This is a genomic window from Lactobacillus sp. UCMA15818, assembly GCF_030400225.1.
Lineage (GTDB): Bacteria > Bacillota > Bacilli > Lactobacillales > Lactobacillaceae > Liquorilactobacillus.
The window spans coordinates 436,795-455,443 of record NZ_VJYB01000001.1 but is presented as its reverse complement, the minus strand read 5'-3'; the positions used below and the strand labels follow the sequence as shown (position 1 = coordinate 455,443).

The 18,649-nt window shown below is 36.6% G+C and carries 32 protein-coding genes; all 32 read left to right on the top strand.

Annotated elements, in window-relative coordinates:
• Window positions 1–27 precede the first annotated feature (27 nt).
• On the top strand, window positions 28–780 hold the full coding sequence (locus FFX44_RS02310; protein WP_289977716.1) for a phage antirepressor KilAC domain-containing protein: 753 nt from the start codon (window positions 28–30) through the stop codon (window positions 778–780).
• A 111-nt stretch (window positions 781–891) separates the two neighbouring features.
• Entirely contained in the window at window positions 892–1,398 is a 507-nt protein-coding gene (locus FFX44_RS02305; protein ID WP_289977485.1) for a transcriptional regulator, read from the top strand.
• A gap of 5 nt (window positions 1,399–1,403) precedes the next feature.
• Window positions 1,404–1,628 (top strand): hypothetical protein, encoded by a 225-nt coding sequence (locus FFX44_RS02300; RefSeq protein ID WP_003690552.1) that lies wholly within the window; start codon window positions 1,404–1,406, stop codon window positions 1,626–1,628.
• A 250-nt stretch (window positions 1,629–1,878) separates the two neighbouring features.
• On the top strand, window positions 1,879–2,064 hold the full coding sequence (locus FFX44_RS02295) for a hypothetical protein (protein WP_289977477.1): 186 nt from the start codon (window positions 1,879–1,881) through the stop codon (window positions 2,062–2,064).
• Between the two features lie 2 nt (window positions 2,065–2,066).
• Window positions 2,067–2,414: a hypothetical protein gene (locus tag FFX44_RS02290; protein WP_289977476.1), complete on the top strand. Its 348-nt coding sequence runs from the start codon at window positions 2,067–2,069 to the stop codon at window positions 2,412–2,414.
• Entirely contained in the window at window positions 2,414–2,680 is a 267-nt protein-coding gene (locus FFX44_RS02285; RefSeq protein ID WP_289977475.1) for a hypothetical protein, read from the top strand. The genes FFX44_RS02290 and FFX44_RS02285 overlap by 1 nt, the downstream gene beginning before the upstream one ends.
• Window positions 2,677–3,060 (top strand): hypothetical protein, encoded by a 384-nt coding sequence (locus FFX44_RS02280; protein WP_289977473.1) that lies wholly within the window; start codon window positions 2,677–2,679, stop codon window positions 3,058–3,060. Before FFX44_RS02285 ends, FFX44_RS02280 begins: the two co-directional genes overlap by 4 nt.
• Window positions 3,057–3,536, top strand: coding sequence for a siphovirus Gp157 family protein (locus FFX44_RS02275; RefSeq protein ID WP_289977470.1), 480 nt, complete (start codon window positions 3,057–3,059; stop codon window positions 3,534–3,536). The genes FFX44_RS02280 and FFX44_RS02275 overlap by 4 nt, the downstream gene beginning before the upstream one ends.
• Window positions 3,533–4,216 (top strand): ERF family protein, encoded by a 684-nt coding sequence (locus FFX44_RS02270; protein ID WP_289977469.1) that lies wholly within the window; start codon window positions 3,533–3,535, stop codon window positions 4,214–4,216. The genes FFX44_RS02275 and FFX44_RS02270 overlap by 4 nt, the downstream gene beginning before the upstream one ends.
• Window positions 4,217–4,218: 2 nt before the next feature.
• The gene (locus FFX44_RS02265; protein ID WP_289977467.1) at window positions 4,219–4,884 is read left to right on the top strand and encodes a putative HNHc nuclease; all 666 of its coding nucleotides are present in this window, start codon (window positions 4,219–4,221) and stop codon (window positions 4,882–4,884) included.
• The gene (ssb, locus tag FFX44_RS02260) at window positions 4,874–5,281 is read left to right on the top strand and encodes a single-stranded DNA-binding protein (protein WP_289977465.1); all 408 of its coding nucleotides are present in this window, start codon (window positions 4,874–4,876) and stop codon (window positions 5,279–5,281) included. The genes FFX44_RS02265 and ssb overlap by 11 nt, the downstream gene beginning before the upstream one ends.
• 14 nt (window positions 5,282–5,295) lie before the next feature.
• A complete protein-coding gene (locus tag FFX44_RS02255; protein WP_289977464.1) occupies window positions 5,296–6,045 on the top strand; it encodes a conserved phage C-terminal domain-containing protein in 750 nt (249 codons plus the stop codon).
• On the top strand, window positions 6,045–6,821 hold the full coding sequence (locus tag FFX44_RS02250) for an ATP-binding protein (RefSeq protein WP_289977458.1): 777 nt from the start codon (window positions 6,045–6,047) through the stop codon (window positions 6,819–6,821). Before FFX44_RS02255 ends, FFX44_RS02250 begins: the two co-directional genes overlap by 1 nt.
• 1 nt (window position 6,822) lies before the next feature.
• The gene (locus FFX44_RS02245; RefSeq protein WP_289977454.1) at window positions 6,823–6,948 is read left to right on the top strand and encodes a hypothetical protein; all 126 of its coding nucleotides are present in this window, start codon (window positions 6,823–6,825) and stop codon (window positions 6,946–6,948) included.
• Window positions 6,938–7,288, top strand: coding sequence for a hypothetical protein (locus FFX44_RS02240; RefSeq protein ID WP_289977452.1), 351 nt, complete (start codon window positions 6,938–6,940; stop codon window positions 7,286–7,288). Before FFX44_RS02245 ends, FFX44_RS02240 begins: the two co-directional genes overlap by 11 nt.
• 12 nt (window positions 7,289–7,300) lie before the next feature.
• A complete protein-coding gene (locus FFX44_RS02235) occupies window positions 7,301–7,495 on the top strand; it encodes a hypothetical protein (RefSeq protein WP_289977451.1) in 195 nt (64 codons plus the stop codon).
• The gene (locus FFX44_RS02230; RefSeq protein ID WP_289977449.1) at window positions 7,488–7,664 is read left to right on the top strand and encodes a hypothetical protein; all 177 of its coding nucleotides are present in this window, start codon (window positions 7,488–7,490) and stop codon (window positions 7,662–7,664) included. The genes FFX44_RS02235 and FFX44_RS02230 overlap by 8 nt, the downstream gene beginning before the upstream one ends.
• Window positions 7,661–8,569, top strand: a complete 909-nt coding sequence (locus FFX44_RS02225) for an ATP-binding protein (RefSeq protein ID WP_289977448.1) — start codon at window positions 7,661–7,663, stop codon at window positions 8,567–8,569. The genes FFX44_RS02230 and FFX44_RS02225 overlap by 4 nt, the downstream gene beginning before the upstream one ends.
• Window positions 8,566–9,327, top strand: coding sequence for a site-specific DNA-methyltransferase (locus FFX44_RS02220; RefSeq protein WP_289977446.1), 762 nt, complete (start codon window positions 8,566–8,568; stop codon window positions 9,325–9,327). Before FFX44_RS02225 ends, FFX44_RS02220 begins: the two co-directional genes overlap by 4 nt.
• Before the next feature lie 12 nt (window positions 9,328–9,339).
• Entirely contained in the window at window positions 9,340–9,534 is a 195-nt protein-coding gene (locus tag FFX44_RS02215; RefSeq protein ID WP_289977444.1) for a helix-turn-helix transcriptional regulator, read from the top strand.
• 9 nt (window positions 9,535–9,543) lie between these two features.
• Window positions 9,544–10,236, top strand: a complete 693-nt coding sequence (locus tag FFX44_RS02210) for a putative HNHc nuclease (RefSeq protein WP_289977443.1) — start codon at window positions 9,544–9,546, stop codon at window positions 10,234–10,236.
• A 5-nt stretch (window positions 10,237–10,241) separates the two neighbouring features.
• Window positions 10,242–10,451: a hypothetical protein gene (locus tag FFX44_RS02205; protein ID WP_289977442.1), complete on the top strand. Its 210-nt coding sequence runs from the start codon at window positions 10,242–10,244 to the stop codon at window positions 10,449–10,451.
• The gene (locus tag FFX44_RS02200) at window positions 10,448–10,672 is read left to right on the top strand and encodes a hypothetical protein (RefSeq protein ID WP_289977441.1); all 225 of its coding nucleotides are present in this window, start codon (window positions 10,448–10,450) and stop codon (window positions 10,670–10,672) included. Before FFX44_RS02205 ends, FFX44_RS02200 begins: the two co-directional genes overlap by 4 nt.
• 20 nt (window positions 10,673–10,692) lie before the next feature.
• Window positions 10,693–11,118 carry a transcriptional regulator gene (locus tag FFX44_RS02195; protein ID WP_289977439.1) on the top strand — a complete coding sequence of 142 codons (426 nt, stop codon included), beginning with the start codon at window positions 10,693–10,695 and terminating at the stop codon, window positions 11,116–11,118.
• Window positions 11,119–11,820: 702 nt separating this feature from the next.
• Window positions 11,821–11,991 (top strand): hypothetical protein, encoded by a 171-nt coding sequence (locus FFX44_RS02190; RefSeq protein WP_289977436.1) that lies wholly within the window; start codon window positions 11,821–11,823, stop codon window positions 11,989–11,991.
• 39 nt (window positions 11,992–12,030) lie between these two features.
• The gene (locus FFX44_RS02185; RefSeq protein ID WP_289977434.1) at window positions 12,031–12,861 is read left to right on the top strand and encodes a terminase small subunit; all 831 of its coding nucleotides are present in this window, start codon (window positions 12,031–12,033) and stop codon (window positions 12,859–12,861) included.
• A complete protein-coding gene (locus FFX44_RS02180) occupies window positions 12,848–14,317 on the top strand; it encodes a PBSX family phage terminase large subunit (RefSeq protein WP_289977431.1) in 1,470 nt (489 codons plus the stop codon). The genes FFX44_RS02185 and FFX44_RS02180 overlap by 14 nt, the downstream gene beginning before the upstream one ends.
• Before the next feature lie 52 nt (window positions 14,318–14,369).
• A complete protein-coding gene (locus tag FFX44_RS02175) occupies window positions 14,370–15,005 on the top strand; it encodes an HNH endonuclease signature motif containing protein (protein WP_289977429.1) in 636 nt (211 codons plus the stop codon).
• Window positions 14,899–15,195: a hypothetical protein gene (locus FFX44_RS02170; RefSeq protein WP_289977426.1), complete on the top strand. Its 297-nt coding sequence runs from the start codon at window positions 14,899–14,901 to the stop codon at window positions 15,193–15,195. The genes FFX44_RS02175 and FFX44_RS02170 overlap by 107 nt, the downstream gene beginning before the upstream one ends.
• 362 nt (window positions 15,196–15,557) lie before the next feature.
• Window positions 15,558–17,120, top strand: coding sequence for a phage portal protein (locus tag FFX44_RS02165; RefSeq protein ID WP_289977423.1), 1,563 nt, complete (start codon window positions 15,558–15,560; stop codon window positions 17,118–17,120).
• Window positions 17,026–17,895, top strand: a complete 870-nt coding sequence (locus FFX44_RS02160; RefSeq protein ID WP_289977420.1) for a minor capsid protein — start codon at window positions 17,026–17,028, stop codon at window positions 17,893–17,895. Before FFX44_RS02165 ends, FFX44_RS02160 begins: the two co-directional genes overlap by 95 nt.
• Window positions 17,896–18,075: 180 nt before the next feature.
• Entirely contained in the window at window positions 18,076–18,645 is a 570-nt protein-coding gene (locus FFX44_RS02155) for a DUF4355 domain-containing protein (RefSeq protein WP_289977419.1), read from the top strand.
• Window positions 18,646–18,649 lie beyond the last annotated feature (4 nt).

Sequence of the window (18,649 nt, the reverse complement as noted above, 5' to 3'; positions counted from 1 at the left end):
AAGTTTTCAAAGTACAGGAGGAACTAAATTATGGAAATTAAAAAATATAGTAATGGATTAATTGATTTACCAATACGAGTTTACAAAGATAACACAATCGAATTTGATGCAGAACAATCAGCAATTGGACTAGGAATTTGTCTTGAAAAAGCAGGTATCAGGTATGTTCGCTGGGAACGTGTAAGAAAATATCTAAATTCTCCACAAGTGGAGAAAGGCGATTTCATCACAGAACCGCAATTTTATAAGTTGGCAATCAAAGCTAATAACCAAGTTGCTGAAAAATTTCAAGACTGGGTGACAGATGAAGTCTTGCCAAGTATCCGCAAACATGGTGCATACCTTACTAATCAAAAGGCTTATGACATCACTCATAACAAAAGTGCTCTGGCAGACTTACTATTACAAGCTGGCACTCAATTGAAAGAAGCACAGGCCACAATTGCCGAGATGAAGCCTAAAGCATTGTTCGCTGATTCAGTTTCACTGAGTAATACAAGCATTCTAGTGGGTGATCTTGCAAAACTTCTGAAACAAAACGGTATCAATATCGGCGCTAATAGATTGTTCAGTTGGTTACGTGAGAATGGCTATCTGATTCGACAAAAGGGTACAAGTTACAACATGCCAACTCAAAAATCAATGGAACTTGGATTGTTTGGGATTAAGGAAACATCAATTACACATTCGGACGGTCGAGTATCCATTAGCAAAACACCAAAAGTTACTGGAAAAGGGCAGCAATATTTTATTAAGAAGTTTCTATTGATAGAGGCTTAACCAAGTTTCTAATTTTATTCTACGCGCAAAACTAGCGTATAGAAATACACTCAGTACGCAAACTAAAGCCTAACCAGCTTTTTAAACACATTCAGAGAGGGAGTTTTTTATATGAATTTAGCAACAACTTTAGACAAGGTTTTAAAAGCCAAGCTAATAACTACTAGTGATTTTGCAGAAAGCATTAGGTTGTCAAAACAAGCGGTATCTAATTATCGAACTGGCTATCGAAAAATGTCTGCTTTGAAGGCATCAGAAATGCAAGACGTACTGCATGACGCGAAGTTTGGTACACATGCTGCAACAGAATATTTTGGGACACTGCTTGAACGTACTACTAAGGATTTAAGTTATCCCGAAAATACATTTCTAATTCGTGATTTACGTGATGACGAGGAAATGGATAGGCAGAAATTAGATGATGAAACCTACAGAATTTTCAGAATTAGATATGAGGAAAGAACAAGGCAGCAGCACGAAGTTACACACAAGTATCTAAGAAAATTTGCATGTGAAATATCAACAGAAACACTATCATTTTTTGCAGCTTGTCAAGAAGCAAGAATTAATCCTTACGATCTAATTCAAGATGTGAACAAAGAAAACATAAGGGAGTGATAAATATGGTAAGAGCGTGGTTATCAAAAGCAGAGTTTAAAGAGAAATATGGCTACAAAGAAACTAAGTATCAAGCATTTGTAAAAGAGATACTCGAATCTGAATACAGAGATGCGATTATCAGACCTTCAAACAAGGAAGTATGGATCGATGAAGAAATACTTCAAGACTTTCTAATGTGGAAGTCACAAAACAGATTTAGGGTGTTAGCAAGATTGGAGATGAATTGATGAATGCAATAGTAATCGTGTTGGTTGCAATAGGAGGCTATTTGGCAGGAAGATACGAGGCTAAGAATGAAAGAAAATAAGTTGCTTCACATAGTCAAATTGGCAACATGGACGGCAATCATAACCACGTATGCATTATGTATTGAGGTTGTGATTAGTTGGTTCATGAGATAGAAAAAGAGCCTATTACGAGTAGACTCCATATCAAAAATATCTACGGAAAGTATAACACAAATAGGGGGCTATGAAAATGAATGAAGAAGAGTTTGACAGAATATGTGATAGAAATTTTGATGAGCTAGTTGAGCTAGTAAAAGATGACTATGAATTCATTGATGACTTGCTTAATGATAATGCAAATTCTGATGCAGTGTTTGGATGGTTTCAAGAACATAAAGAAGAAGTTTTTGAAGAGCTTGGAATTGAGGAGGACTAAATATGAATAATGAGCAAGCGCAACAAGAACTAGAAAATATCGGTAGCAAGCTGAAGCTTAATTTAGAAGAAGAACTACCTTCTTTTAGCTTTGAAAATGGAGTCATTGGTTTTGTTGCTAGACAGTCTATCTCAATTTTAGCGGGTGGCGGCTACCTCAAATATAAGTTAAAAGACAAAGAGTATGCAATCTTGACACAACTTTCTGCTACAGAACCTGAAAATCGTGTTGCTAGTAATACATTTGATGATTTTGTAAATGTGTTTAATAAAAGTGAAGAGTCAACACAGAAAAAAATAATCAACTTCATTAAAAATCTAACAGCAAAAGATACCAGGAGGGAAAGTTGATGGAAACTAAAATTGGTGCATTGTTGCCGAATGGCACTCGTGTATATGAAGACTGGGAGTCAAATGATTTAACCGACGAGAGCTATTTTCTGATTGAGTTTGGTTCACAGTCGGCAGACCTAGTTAAAGCTGAGGGCTTGTATAAATGGATAGAATATGTATTCGAGACAAAACTACCTAATATAGACGAAGAATTCTGTGAGGGCTGGCTGTTTGCCAATGAAATTAACTACACGAGAATTAATGAATTGGAGGAATTGGAATGAAAAGCCTTGAATTTGTTTTAAAAAATTTCAAAAGTAACTGTATCGACAGTAGAGATGCCTATAGATTGGGAGAATATACACCAAAAAGTAAGCTTTTAGGACTCAAACTTAAAGACGGTGAAACACACACTCCAAAAGAATGGTGTGAGGAAAATATTCTTCATGATTTGAAAGACGATATTAGATTTGGATATACAAAGGCAATAAATAGTCGGGGAATTTCATCTGCATTCATGGCCTCAGTTGTTGAAATGTGGGACTGGATATTAACCGATGACAAAGAACTGTTAGAACACCATGACTCATTTTGTGACAATCATTTAAATGTGTTTATGAGACTGGCAACAAAATATGGCATAAGTTTGGAGGAAATGGAATGAATCTATTTGAACTAACAGATAAATATAAAGAGCTGGCTAACCGAGATGATTTAGATCCTGAAATGATTAAGGATACGTTGGACAGTATTGAAGATACATTCAATAGCAAAGTTGATAACATTGCGACCTGGATAGAACGAAATCAGATGAACATAGATTGGCTTACTAAAAAAATTCAAGAGCTGCGAGAGCTGCAAACTACTTTGAAAAACAAGAATAAGCAGCTTAATCAGTATCTAACCGAGGCTATTGATAATGCTGGATATAAAGAGGTTAAGACTGACAATCACTTCTTGAAACCTAGAAATTACCGACCAAGTGTGATTGTTAGCAATGAAAGCGCAGTTCCTGATAGCTATAAGAATGTTGAACAGGTTACTAAGATTGATAAGAAGTTGCTGTATGAAGATTTGAAAAATGGTAAGGATATTAATGGAGTTGAATTAAAGCCTAGTCGAAAGGTGGTAATTAAATGACTGAGGAAAAGCAGAACACTTTAGTTACTATTCAAAGCACGTTGAAAGCTCCTAAAGGCCAATATAACAGCTTTGGTAAATATAAATATCGAAGTACAGAAGATATTTTAACAGCCTTAAAGCCCATTTTAAGAGCTTTGAATTCAACACTTATCATTACTGATGAACCTACATTAATTGGGGAGTGGCATTACATCAAAGCAACAGCAACACTTAAAACTCCTGATGGTGAGTTTAAGACAACAGGATATGCACGTGAGGCCGATAAGAAAAAGGGTATGGACGAATCACAGATAACAGGTACAGCAAGCTCATACGCACGTAAATATGCCTTGAATGGATTGTTTCTAATTGATGATACAAAGGACACTGATACTGATGAATATTACAATCAAACGAATCGTGAAACAAAGAAAACTACTAATCAGAGTGCTAAAAAGTCATACCAAAAAAATGATCCGCTAATTCAGAAAAAAGCATTAATTACTGGGTATGCAAAAGCAATTGCTCTCGCTACTCAGTCTGACGTAAAAACAGTTCAGCAAGAGGCGCTAAAGCAAGCAGCTACTAAGCCCGAGTGGAAAACAGCAGATGCGAATGAAAAGGCAAATATCACTTGCCATATTTTGGAAGAAATGAAGAACAGTCTTGGTAAAGACAACACATTTGAGGAAGTCTAATCATGTTTGGCAAGCTAATCAAGATTTCAAACAGCAAAGTGGAAATCAAATTAGATGAAGAACTAGATATGTACAAGCTGCAAAAGCTGGCAAATGATAAACAGCCGACAGTTGAATTGAGTGTTCAAGATGGGCGCCAAATTAGCCCTGATCAACGTAAGAAGATATGGGCGCTGATAAATGATTTGTGTAACTACACTGGCGATATTCCTGATGAATGGGAAAAGAGATTTAAGTACAAAACTAAGTGTGATTTCAACGTAGACCAATTTAGTCTTAGCAACTGTTCAATGACAATTGCCAACTACATGATATTGGAAATATTAGATTATCTGTTCACAGAGGATATACCTTTCAAACTGAAAACTTGGGAGAGCATACCGCAAGATTTTCCAAAGCAGATGTTATGTATTTGCCAAAAAAGGTGTGTCATCTGCGGTAAACATGCAGATATAGCACATTATCAAGCAGTCGGCAGTGGGCGTAACAGAAACAAGATTAACCATGTTGGAATGCACATTATGATGCTTTGCAGAGATCATCACGTAGAACAGCATAAGCTAGGAATCATGACGTTTTGTCAGAAATATCATATTAGACCAATCAAGGTTACAGAAGAGATAGCAAGACAACTTAAATTAGGAAGGATAGATAAAAATGATGAATAGTGTGAACTTAACTGGTCGCTTAGTTGTAGACCCTGAACTCAGATATAGCCCAAGCGGAACAGCCTATGCAACCTCAACAATTGCAACTCAGCGAAATTTCAAAAATCAACAAGGAGAATATGAATCTGATTTTATCCGGTTAATAGCAAGTGGAAAGCGTGCAGAAACATTCGCTAATTTTCTTCATAAAGGAAGCCTACTAGGGGTTAGCGGAGAAATTAGAACAGGCAGTTATGAAAAAAATGGGCAAAAGGTTTATACGACAGAAGTCAATATTTTGCAGATTGCATTTTTGGAATCAAAAAGCAGTAATCAAAATGCTCAATCCAGCCAGCAGAATAATCAATATTCAAAAGGCAAAGAGATTGATGTTCAAGATGATGATCTACCGTTCTAGGAGGTATACCAATTATGGCTCAAAGAAGAATGTTTAGTAATCGAATTACTAACAGTGCAAAGTTTTTAAAAATGCCGCTTAGTAGTCAAGCTTTATATTTTCATCTTGGATTGCATGCTGATGATGACGGAGTGGTTGAAGCTTTTACCATCATGCGACAAGTTGGGGCAGTTGAAGATGACCTTAGAATCTTAGCAGCAAAAGAATTTGTCGTAGTACTTAACAAAGATTTAGTCACTTACATTACCGATTGGAATGAAAACAATCGAATTAGGGCTGACAGAAAAGTTGATTCAATCTACAAAAACATGCTTTTAAAGATTCTTCCTGAAGCAGAAGTAATCAATCCTAAACCCCGTGCTGACACGGGTAAGCCAACTGGACGTCCACTGGACAACAAATGGACCGCACAGGTTAGGTTAGGTAAGGATAGGTTAGGTAAGGATAGTAAAACATATAGTCCTGCTAAAGCAGAACCACGTCTCCCTTACAAAGAAATAGTCGACTACTTGAATGAAAAAGCAGGAACGAGTTATCGAACAGCTACTAAAAAAACTCAAACTTTAATTAAAGCTAGGTTTAACGAAAAATTCAGTTTAGATGATTTTAAAAGAGTTATTGATAACAAAGTAGCTGAATGGAAGAACGATACGGCTATGAATAAGTTCTTGCGACCTGAAACACTATTTGGAACTAAGTTTGAGAGCTACTTAAATCAAAATGTTAAACAAAACAATATGCCAACTGGAAAGGAGTGGTTCTAATGGTGGAAGGATTAATCAGTCAACAGCAGATTGATCGAGTTAAAGAAATTGCCAAAGAAAAAGGCGTTGACGTTGAGCATCTAACACCTAGTGAACAATTTGAAAAAGAAAACATTGAGCAATTTAACAGGTCACTGAGAATCAAAAAAGGGCGCAAATATTTCTCAATGTCTGTATGGCCTGGAAATATCCCTTTGAAGTTTGACTTTTCAAAATGGAAACCTGACTTGCAACCTAATGTCGAAAAAGCTAAGCAACTAGGCAATCAAGCATATAAGGCTGCTAAGTCAATAGCAAACCAGCCTAATAATTATGTGCTTGCAGGAATTAGGGGAACAGGTAAAACATCTTTAGCTCTAGCAATCATGTATCAAGCTAAACAGGAAGGCCTAGGAGTGATGTTTGTTTCAACTGACGAGCTTAGTTCTTTGATAGGCAAGCAATACGACCTGACTGATGTTAAAAACCGTCTGAGCGACATTGAGAGGGCAATGAAAGAAACTGACGTACTCATACTTGACGATTTTGGAACTGAGGGTGGAATGAAGGGTGCTATTAAACCAGTCAGAACTGATATGCAGGAATTCATGTATCGAGTTGCTAATGCACGAGTTGATTTTGAAAACAATAAAGTTAAGAGATCAACGATTATCACGACAAATAATTCAAGGCAACAGCTTGAATCAATGTACAACGAAAAACTAATCAGCAGATTAATGACTAGCAATCCTGAAAGACAGTTGGCATTTGATTTGAAAGATGTACGAGGTATCTAACATGGAATATATCGTAACAGGAACAGTGATTGAAATAGTGCCAACTGAGGTACAAAAGCATGAAGCAGGCTACTGGCGAAAGATGATTGACAGGAAGATTGAGGAGGCTAGGAAAAATGGCGTTTGAAAAAGAAGAAAAAATTTGGCAAAAAGAAGCTAAGAAAGTCTATGGATGGAGTTATGATCCAAAGGCTAACAAGGTTGTACCACCTAAATATGATTTCCCCGATTTTGTTATAAAACGCCTTGATTGGGTGAATGAGCAAGCAGACACAGGGATTACATTTTTAGGAGCAATCACTTTAATGCTTAATCCAACAGAAGAAGATAAGAAAGATTACGAAGTGATGGCTGGAGATGACTGGTTGCCAATTAGTGATGAATTCAAGAACTGGTTAGAAGAGGATAGACTGCTTGAAGTTTTTAGACAGCAAGAAATAATTCTAGCTTTGATTTATGGATATTAAAGAGGTGTCTAAATGATTGAAAACTATTGTGAAAGATGTGGTCAGGAAATAGATAGTTATGATTTTTGGGTAACAGATTTTGATGAGGAAACTCAATTTTGTTCTAAGGAATGTGCTGAAAATGCTGCGGACTATGTTGGAGAGATGACAGGATTTTATTGTCGGGCTACACATTTTAAAAATGGAATGAGGTGTCGGAATGATTAAAGCAGGCAGCAAAGTGAAATACGGTGGTAAATACAGATTTGTCAAAGCAATAATCAACCGTGGAGCGTACACGACAGCGCTATTGCAAGATTTAATATTTGAAAATGGGCACAGACGGATTGTCAATATTGAGGTGCCACTCGAACAGCTAGAGGAGTTGGGAGTATGAAACAAGAAGAGAAAAACCTTTTTTATTATTTGTCACAGAATGATTTGGAAAGATCAAAACTATCTGCCCTCAAATTATTAGCAACTAAAAAATCGCAGAGAGACCAAAAACTAGTTGATTATTATACAGACAAGATAGGATATTCCGAAAAAGCACCTGATATTCCAGAAGAAGTTAAGGATATCATATTGCCCGTCGATGTTAGTGATAAGAGTTTTAGTGCTAGTCGCGTTTATATCACTAAAGACAATGCCAAAGAGATTGAGAGTGTAAAGGCAAGAATCAAGTTGAAAGATAAGCTTGAAGCACTTCATTTTAACTCTAAAAACACTCTATTGATTCATGGTAAAAGTGGATTGGGGAAAACATTGCTTATTAAGTACATGGCGCATAAGTTAAAAATGCCATTGTATTACGTTGATTTTAGTCAGCTAATTGATAGTGCATTAGGTGGAACTGCAAAAAACGTTTCCAAGGTATTTAGATTTTTCGATCAATCCAATGGAATTTTACTACTTGATGAGGTAGATGCTATTGCGCTTAAACGTGATAATTCACCACAAGAAGTTGGTGACATGAATCGAGTTACTATTTCACTTATGCAGTATCTGGACAAGTTGCATTCTAATGGGATACTGGTTGCTATTACTAATCGATATGAAGCACTTGACCCAGCTTTTAAACGTCGCTTTGCACAGCATTATGAGATGAAACCATTAGATTACCAAGAAAAACAACAAATGGCGTTGCTATTTTTAAACGATGTTGGTATTGAAAAAAGTTACCAATGGATAGCCGATTTTGTTATTCAACATGATAATGAAAACAACTCTGAATTGATTGATTCACTAGAAAAAATTGTGATAGAAAAACTTGTTAAAGAATCTTTGGGGGTGGAAGTATGAAACCAAAAATTGAATTGTTTAACGACCATTTCCAAAATTTCAAGCGTTATGCGATTCCAAAAGCACAGTTAGTAATTGCTGATATTCCTTACAACATTGGCAATAATGCTTATGCCTCAAGCCCTGAATGGTACAAGGACGGAGATAACAAAAATGGTGAGAGTAATAAGGCTAATGCAACATTTTTCAATACTGATGTTGATTTCAGAGTTGCAGAGTTTATGCATTTCTGCTCACACATGTTGATTAAAGAGCCTAAGCAAACAGGGAAAGCACCAGCAATGATTGTATTCTGCTCATTCCAACAAATGCAAATGGTTGTCGAATATGGGAAAAAATATGGTTTCAATAATTCTTACCCGCTTGTATTTGTTAAAAAGTCAAGCTCACAAGTTTTAAAAGCAAACATGAAAATAGTTGGTGCTTGCGAGTATGCAGTAGTTCTATATCGGGATAAGTTACCAAAGTTTAATAATGACGGTCGAATGATAATGAACTGGTTCAAGTGGGAAACAGATAACGGCTATCCGAAGATACACCCAACACAAAAACCTATTCCAGTATTAAAAAGGCTGATTGAAATATTTACAGATGTTGGTGATGTGGTGATTGATCCATGTGCAGGAAGTGGCAGCACGTTAAGAGCTGCAATGGAACTTAATAGGTCTGCATATGGCTTTGAGATTATGAAAGATATGTATAAGCAGGCAAAAGAACAAATGATTGACCATGCAGAAATATCATTGTTGAGCTTATGAGAGGGTGACATCATGAAAAAATTGCGAGAAATACGACAGAAGATGTGTATGACACAAGCAATGCTAGCTGACAAAGTTGGACTAACCAGACAAGCGATTACTGCTTATGAAGGTGGTCGCAACTTTCCTGGTGAAAATGAACTTAACAAGTTAGCAGATGTGCTGTGTGTGAGTGTAGACGAGCTTATGGGGAGAAAAATAAGTTAGGAGGTTGCTATGTGGTTACCTGCATTTGTTAGGAATTTCAGAGGGAGTCAGCTTGTTATCCAACTTGAGCAAAGTGTGAGTCTCGAAAGACTTAGAACAATGTACAACGGTAATCTCAGCAGAATTCTTGTAAAAATTGAGTTTGTGGATCCACGCAAGGCTAGACCGAAACAACGAGCATTATTCTTTGCCTTGATTGGTGATATTTGGAACTGGAGCGGTCAACCTGTCGAAGAGTTAAAGGAATACTTCTATATCCAATATGCCATCAGAACGGCAGGTGGAATGATAAGCCTAGCAGATGATACAAAGAATACTGTTTCAGATGCTAACAAGCTATTAGAAATAGTAATCGACTTCATGTTTGATTACAGAGTCCCTTTTAAGGACGGCTACGAGCTTTTGCCAAAGGGCGAGATATATTACATGTACCTGTGTTGCAAGCACCGTAAATGCGCAATATGTGGACGACACGCGGATATTCACCATTTAGAAACAATTGGCATGGGCGGTAATAGAACACACGTAGATCACACCAAACGACATGTAATGGCTCTTTGCCGCTCTCACCACCGAGAAATCGAACAAATCGGAGCTAGAAATTTTGGTTACAAGTATCACGTTCCAGTTACAGGTATCAAGTTAGATGTTGAAACACTGAGAAAGATTCACGTTGCAGGAAACTATGAAGAAAAGGAGTGATGTGCATGAGATACGAAAAAGGAGACAAAGTCAAAATAGCAAAAGTTCCCAACGAACGAATGGCAAATGGGATGTACAAATATTGTGGCTGGAGAGTGACGATTGCCGGATCTAGAAAATATGTTGGTAGTCATGATATTGTCTACCACATCAAAGAGGACAAGGGAAAATATGCATGGTTTGAAGATGATTTTGAAAAGGAGGAAAGGGGATGATTCTAGTCAAAACTAAAAATAGCTGGCATATCTGCTACAAGAAAGGTTACTCATTAGTCAGCAATTGCGATGATGTTGTAGCAAAAATAAAAGGCTCATCATTGAGAAACATCAAGACGAACCAAAGAGTTGAATTTTTTGAAACTGATAGCGATTCTGATTTTGTGAAAGAACATCAGCTTTGTCAACGTTGCTTATATTTGAAAAAGAAATGGAGCTAGTAAATTCAGGGGGTGAGCACATGAAAAAATCGACTTTTAGAAAAGTGGAGGATATCCTTCGAGACTATCCCAAGATTGATAAACATATCGAAAAGCGAGAGCAAGAGCTGCGTTATCCAATCAAACCTACTGATGAAAATATTGGAGGTGGTAGAGCTCAAAATAAACGTGCTGAACCCATTGAAACCATGGTTATTACTATTGACGAGGATGAGGCTTTAAATGCGTTCAAGCGACAACGAGACGTGATTGATGATTGCTTAGGAGAGTGTGGGAAAGACACTGAAACAATTATCAAAGAGTTATATTTCAAACGTTATCCTCAATTTACGTTGAATGGACTTGTTGAAAATCATATAGTTTTAGTCGGCTATAACAAGGCATATCAGTTGCGCAATAATTTTATTGAAGATGTTGCCAAAGGACTAGGGTTGTATGATTTGTGAGAAAAGGAAAAATTCATCAAAACTAAGCACCCTTTTGCCTATAAAATGATAGTATGCCAAGTTGGACATGAGGCAAAACTCTCTTTCTGAATATGAGAACTAGATACCGTTGGTACGGTTGGTTAGCGGTTCGATTCCGCTATCTAGCTTATGTAATTATTATATGGCGTATGTGTGCGTAATGATATAAGCTCGGTACGCAATTCACAAATATTTTGGGTAGCTCCATTATCAGCGCAGTCGTCGGGACTGCATACATACTTGGGTTATTGCGATATCCCATAAAAGCATAGCAAGTGTGGCGGAGTAGGTATCGCTCGAGTCTAGTAAGTAACTCCAAGGGGTCTTAAGAAGACTCGGTTAGTAAAAACACGAGAAAACAGATTGTATGGTGCAAATCCATACCGCTTGCATTTGCGGAACTGAATCGGGAAATACTAGTAAGGCCCGACAATGGGAATAAGTGTAATAGCTTATGCTAGTTCGAATCTAGCCAGTTCCATATCAGCTGGGTCCCATAATGGGGTAGGACAAGTTGTCTGAGCAATTCCTAACTGGATAATAAAATGGTCAGTTAACCTTGTCATCATTTAAAATGACAGCAATTCTACTGTTTGGTTAACTTGTAGAAGTCCATTTATTTAACTGTCAACAAATAGTTGATGGTTCTTTTTTTACATAAAATTTAAGGTGGTGATTTTGATGATTATAGGTTTAATCAAAGATTTCAAAAAACTTAAAAAAGATAATGAGAAATTCAGTGATGAGGTCCGAAAAAATATGGAAGCTCAACACCAAGATTATCTAAAATTAAAATCTGATAATGAAAAAATTGCTAATGATATACGGAAACAGATTGAAAGACACAAATGATATTTAAAATTTATTTTCAGGAGGTGGTGGTGATATGACATGACAAAGCAAGAGCAAGAGCGAGAACAAGCTAAGAAAGACTATTTAGCAGGAATGAAGTACAAAGACATTGCAGCTAAGTATGAAATACCTATCAACACCTTAAAATCTTGGAAGAATAGATATGGGTGGCAAAGGGGTGCACCCACTAAAAAAAGTATGCACACAAAACCCAAAAAGGGTGCACACAAAATTGCAAAGGTTGCAGTTAAAAAAATAACAGAGAATGATGAACTGACAGAAAAGCGAAAACGTTTCTGTCTTTTTTATTTGCAGAGATTTAATGCAACGTGGGCGTATCAACAAGCATATGAATGCAGTTATGAAGTGGCAATGGTAGAAGGACATAGGCTCCTAGGAATTCCTAAGATTAAATCATTGCTTACAGAATTAAAGAAACAGCAGTCGCAGGAGCTTTATGTTGACGCAAATGATATTCTGCAGAGTTACCTCAAACAGGCTACAGCAGATGTGACGGACGTTGTCGAGTTCGAGACGGTTAAGGTTCTTGAGTGGCAAAAAATAAAAGATGAAACTGGGCCCTACGAAGATAGCGGCGGGCATTATCGTATGGATCCAAAGATTGACCCTGCAACAGGAGAACAGAAATTTCATTTTAATCAAGTCGTTAAAATGCGTGATAGTAAGGAGATTGATACTTCCAATATCAAGTCAATTCGAATTGATAAAGGTGAGGCTGTGGTTGAAATGTATGACAAGCAGAAAGCACTGAAAGAACTGCTTGAACGTTTGCCTGACCTGAATGCAAGTGATAGCCAAGTAGTTATAAACGTAAAATTACCGGAGGTGGATAAGAATGCCAGTGATTAATTTAAACGTATCTGAAATGGTTAGTCCTGCATATTATTCTATGTTCGTTAATCGTAGTAGGTATCTAGCCTATAAAGGCTCTCGTGGTTCTGGAAAATCATATGCAGCAGCTATCAAAGTGTTGATTGATGTGATGAGATTTAAGTATGTCAATTGGCTTGTTGTTCGCCAGTATTTCAACACTCACAAAGATTCGACGTTCTCAACATTAGAGAGTGTGGCCAATGATTTAGGAATACATGATTTGTTCAAATTTAAAAATAGTCCCATGGAAATAATATATAAGCCAACTGGTCAAAAGATAATTTTTAGAGGAATGGATAATCCTTTGAAGATAACATCTATTAAGACAACAGTTGGCTATTTATGTCGTGTTTGGTATGAAGAGGCATATGAATTGAAATCCTTAGCAGGTTTTAACACCGTTGAAGAATCTTTGCGTGGCGTTTTGCCTGATGACGGCTTTTATCAATCAGTCATAACATTTAACCCTTGGAGTGATAGGCATTGGCTGAAAGCTGAATTTTTTGATAAAGAAACGCGCGTTAAAAGTGTTTTACCTAAGACTACAACATATCAAGACAACTCTCACTTGGATAATGCTTATGTCGAGAGCTTAAAAGAAATGTTAGTTAGAAATCCTAATCGTGCTAGAGTGGCAGTTTTGGGAGAATGGGGAATTGCAGAAGGGCTTGTATTTGATGGCTTATTTGAACAACGTGATTTCAGCTATGAAGAGATTGCTAATTTACCAAAAGCGGTTGGTTTAGATTTTGGTTTCAAACATGATCCGACTGCAGGAGAGTTCATTGCAATCGACCAGAAGAACAGAATCGTTTACATCTACGACGAATTCTATCAACAAGGGATGTTGACTCAACCAATAGCACAAGCATTGGCGCAGCATAAAGCCATAGGGTTACCAATTATCGCCGATAGTGCCGAGCAACGCTTAATTGTTGAACTAGCACAAGTATTCAACATTCCAAATATTCGACCATCAGGTAAAGGCAAGGACTCAGTTATCCAAGGTATTCAATATATGCAGTCGTATAAGTATGTGGTGCATCCAAGGGTTAAAGGACTACTAGAAGAATTTAATACGTATGTCTATGACAAGGACAAAGAGGGCAATTGGTTAAACACACCAGAAGATGCAAACAACCATGCATGTTTAACGGGAGACACTCTCATTGAGACTGTCGGAGGAAGCAAGCCAATCAAAAGCCTCGTTGGTAAATCTGGTAAAGTCTTTAGTTTTGATGAAAGAAATAAAAAATCAGTAATTGATGATTTTAGCAACGTTTGTTTAACAAGAAAAAGGGCATCTGTTTTCGAAATTGAATTTGAAAACGGTAAGAAAATAAAAGCAACTGAAGACCATAAGTTCTTAACCACTACAGGGTGGAAACAGCTTTGTGAGCTTACTGAAAATGATGAGATAATCTCAATTTAATGCTCTAAGATATGTTATGCATGTTATAATGTATCTAAGAAGATGATCATTTATGCAGGAACAAATTATTGATGGATATAGGTTTTTAAAAGATGTAGTTAGTGGTTATTGGCAATGCAACCAATTTATAGCAAAAGAGGGGAAACCCAAAAGATTGCACCGATATGTTTGGGAAAAATATTATGGCCCTATTCCAGAAGGATATGAAATTCATCACATTGACAAAAACAAAGATAATAACGACATTTCAAATTTAGCGTGTTTGTCAATGCACGACCATCAACATTACCATGGCTCCCAAAGAGCTAAAAATAATCCAGAATGGTTTGAAAGATTTCATACGAATGGAATTGCCAAAGCACCAGAATGGCATAAATCGAGTGAAGGGCATAAATGGCATTTAAAACACTTTGAAGAAACGAAAGACAAACTTTGGTTCAAAAAGGAGTTTATATGCGAAAATTGTGGAAAAGTATTCATAGCTCAAAATAACGGTCATAATCGTTTTTGCTCAAATATCTGCAAATCAAGATGGCGTAGGGAACATCATTTAGATGATGTGGAAAGGGTGTGCGTTATTTGTGGAAACAAATTTAAGGTCAACAAGTATTCAAAAGCGAAAACATGCTCAAAACAATGTGCTTCAACGTTCGGCTACCGTAAAAAGAAACAAAATCAAATCAATTAAATTTTCAGGCTATGAAGATGTATACGATATGTATGTAAAAAACCACCATAACTTTGCTGTTAATGGTGGTTTTATTGTGCATAATTGTGATTCATTGAGGTATGCAATGGAATTATTCATGTTTACACAACATGGACAATACATGAGCTATCAAGAAAGACAAAAGGCAGTAAGAGATTTAGGACTTTAGGAGGAACCAATTATGAAAAACATTAATGTTAATTACAAAATTTCAATTAAACATCAGAATTTATTGAAAATATATTTGTTTCTATACTTGTTTTTGCATGTCGATTTTGGGTGGTTGTTCAAAAAGTCATTAAAGATTACTTTTCTATGAAAACATACAAGTTGATGTTTTGGGATTGTAATGAGGACGATGAAACTACTACTGTGATGCATGAAATAGATGTGTTAGTTTCACCAGAGACAATAACGCAAGCTTTATCAAATAATAACCAAAAGTTTCTAAGATTTACTATCAATGACGGAGAAGATTTAATAATACAGTCAAAATATATTCATAGCTTGATTGAACAATTTGGTTAGGAGGTGATCACAATTAAATTTAAATGGGATTTAGAACAAGCAAATTTAATCTATCAAGAAGATTTGGACAAATTAACACCTGATAGAATTATGAAGTTCATCACACATCACTTTAACTTTCAGCGTCCACGATTACAGATATTAAATAATTACTATCAAGGATTTAACACAGCAATATTTGATAACAAAAAGCGCAGGCATGAAGATGGCAAAGCAGATTATCGTGCATCGCACAGTTTTGCCAAGTACATTGCTGATTTTCAGACATCTTATTCAGTAGGTAACCCAATTAACGTTAAATTACCAATTAAAAATGATGAACGATTTGCTGAAATAACTCAAGCTAATGATATTGATGCATTAAATTATGACCTATTTCTTGATATGACAAGATATGGGCGTGCATTTGAATATATCTATCGAGGCACTGATGATGTTGAACACATTGTGAGATTAGATCCTTTAGACACATTCATTATTTATTCGCTTGATGTGGATCCACAACCGATCATGGCTGTTAGATATCATCAAGTTGAGATTGTTGATGATAATGAGGTATCGAAGATTAATTATATTCCTGAAACGTGGACAGAGTCAGAACATATTATTTATAAATCAACTCCGATTGATGGTGTTATGAATGCTGATGGCAAAACAGAATCAATCGTTTCATTTCCTGTAGTTGAATACTGGAATAACAAATTCCGTTTGGGTGATTACGAGAATGTCATTTCATTGATTGATTTGTATGATGCTGCCGAATCAGATACTGCTAACTACATGACTGATTTAAACGAAGCTATGTTGGTTATTAAAGGCGATATTGATACTTTGCTAGATGGTTCAACTTTAATGCAGGGTGTGGATCCAACTGATAAAGATGCAATGGCCAAACTAGCAAGGGATAAGCTAGACATTCTAAAAGAAATGAAGTCAGCTAATTTACTGCTGTTGAAATCAGGAGTAACTGCAACAGGAACACAAACAAATGTTGATGCTGGATATATTCATAAGGAGTATGACGTAAATGGCACAGAAGCATATAAGAAGCGTTTAGCAAGTGATATTCACAAGTTCAGTCATACACCAGATTTAACGGATGAAAATTTTGCTTCAAATGTTTCAGGTGTTGCAATGAAATATAAGCTACTTGGAACAGTTGAGTTAGCTGCTACTAAACGACGATTATTTGAACGTGGGTTATATACACGTTATCAGATTATTGCCACTTTAGAGTCCAAAGCATCATCAAGTATGAAAAATGACCCTAACGAGCTTGTATTCACATTTAAGGATAATCTACCAACTGATGATATTGCGCAGATTCAGCAACTTCAATCAGCAGGAGCAACGTTACCGCAAGAATATCTTTATCAGTTTTTGCCTGGTGTAACGGACCCTAGCGATATCACTGAAATGATGCAGAAGCAACAAGAGGAACAGCAAGAATACCAGTTAGGTGGTGGTTCTGATGAATCAGGAAGAACTGAACAAGATAATTCAGAAGTTCGCGGACAGTCAATACAACAAGGACCTGAACAACCAACAGATACGCACGATAATTAATTCTTCAATGGACGAGTTCTTAAAGTTTTGGCATAAATTTAATGAAGACTTCGAAGATTACACCAAAGCAGATGATTCTAGGTTGGCTAACAAGAAGTTAAAAGCTGAATTAGATAAGCTGGCTAAAGAAAATGGCATAAAAATAAAAGGAGCGGCTAACAATGATGACTTATTACAATACTCAACGTATGTTATTGCGTCAGTTATCGCAGTCGCTGTTATTGACCATGTGGGCAACCAACTATATCAAGAGGCGGTTTTTAACATTAAGTTTAATGCGCAAACGTATGAAAATGCCGCCTTGAAGAAACTAGCAAAATCTATTAAAGACACAACTAAAAAATTAGCTAACAAATTAAAAAAGCACTATCAGATCAAGAATCTAGTTAATGGAACTATTGATAAGACACTTTGGAGTGACCGCATATGGTCTAATATGGACGCTCTAAGATCCGATTTAACTAAGACAATGAAGAATGCTTTGCTAACTCATACTAATCCAGTTACACAAACGAATGAGTTACGTAAGAAATTTGGTGTAGCAAGATACCAAGCAGAACGAATATTGCGTACTGAGAGTTCACGAGTAATGGCACAGTCGGGTATTGAGAGCGTAAAACAAGCTGGATATGAGAAAGTGGTATGGGTTGCTAATTCTAAAGCATGTGATGAATGCCAATCACATATTGGTGAAGTGTACACATTAAAAAAGGCTCAAGGTGTACTCCCTTTTCACCCCTCTTGTCGTTGCGCTTGGTCGGCATATGTAGACTAGAAAGGCTTGGTGGTCTAATATCTCGCAGCTATGCGTTAAATAGCATGACCTGAGCAAGTCACTAAACTGCTTAAACAAACTAAATAGCGTGAAGTAATAGACGTGTGAACGTGGCTGAGCAAATTGCGTGGCTGGGTTCTTATAGCAAGTCCATTTGTTTTGGGCTAAGGAGGAATAAATATGTTAATGGATTTGCAGTATTTTGCAGAACAAGAAGAGACTGAAAATAATGAAAATGAACAAACAGAGAACCAAGAAGAACAAGTAACTCTCACTCAAAAAGAATTACAGTCAAAACTCGATTCAGAAGCTGATAAGCGTGTTGCCAAGGCTCTTGAAAAAGCACAAGCAGACTTTGAAACAAAACTTCAAAGTAAATTGGATGAAGCAAAATCAGAAGGCGCTAAGTTGGCCAAGATGAGTGCTTCTGAGAAAGCGGAAGCCGAGCAGAAAGCTAAAGAAGATGCACTTGCTCAACGTGAATCAGAACTCAACAAGCGTGAATTATCTGCAAATGTTAAAGACATTTTGAGTGAAAAAGGATTACCTGCCAGTTTGTCGGATTCGTTGGTTGCTCTTGGCGATGCAGACAAAATTAATGACACTATTGGCGTATTAAGTAAGTCAATTGAAGAAGAAGTAAACAAACGTATCAAAGAATCACTTAGAACAGAACAACCTAAAACAGGTGCGTCTGTTCTTGATTCTGAAACAGACCCATTTGCACAGAAAATCAAAAAATATAAATAGGGAG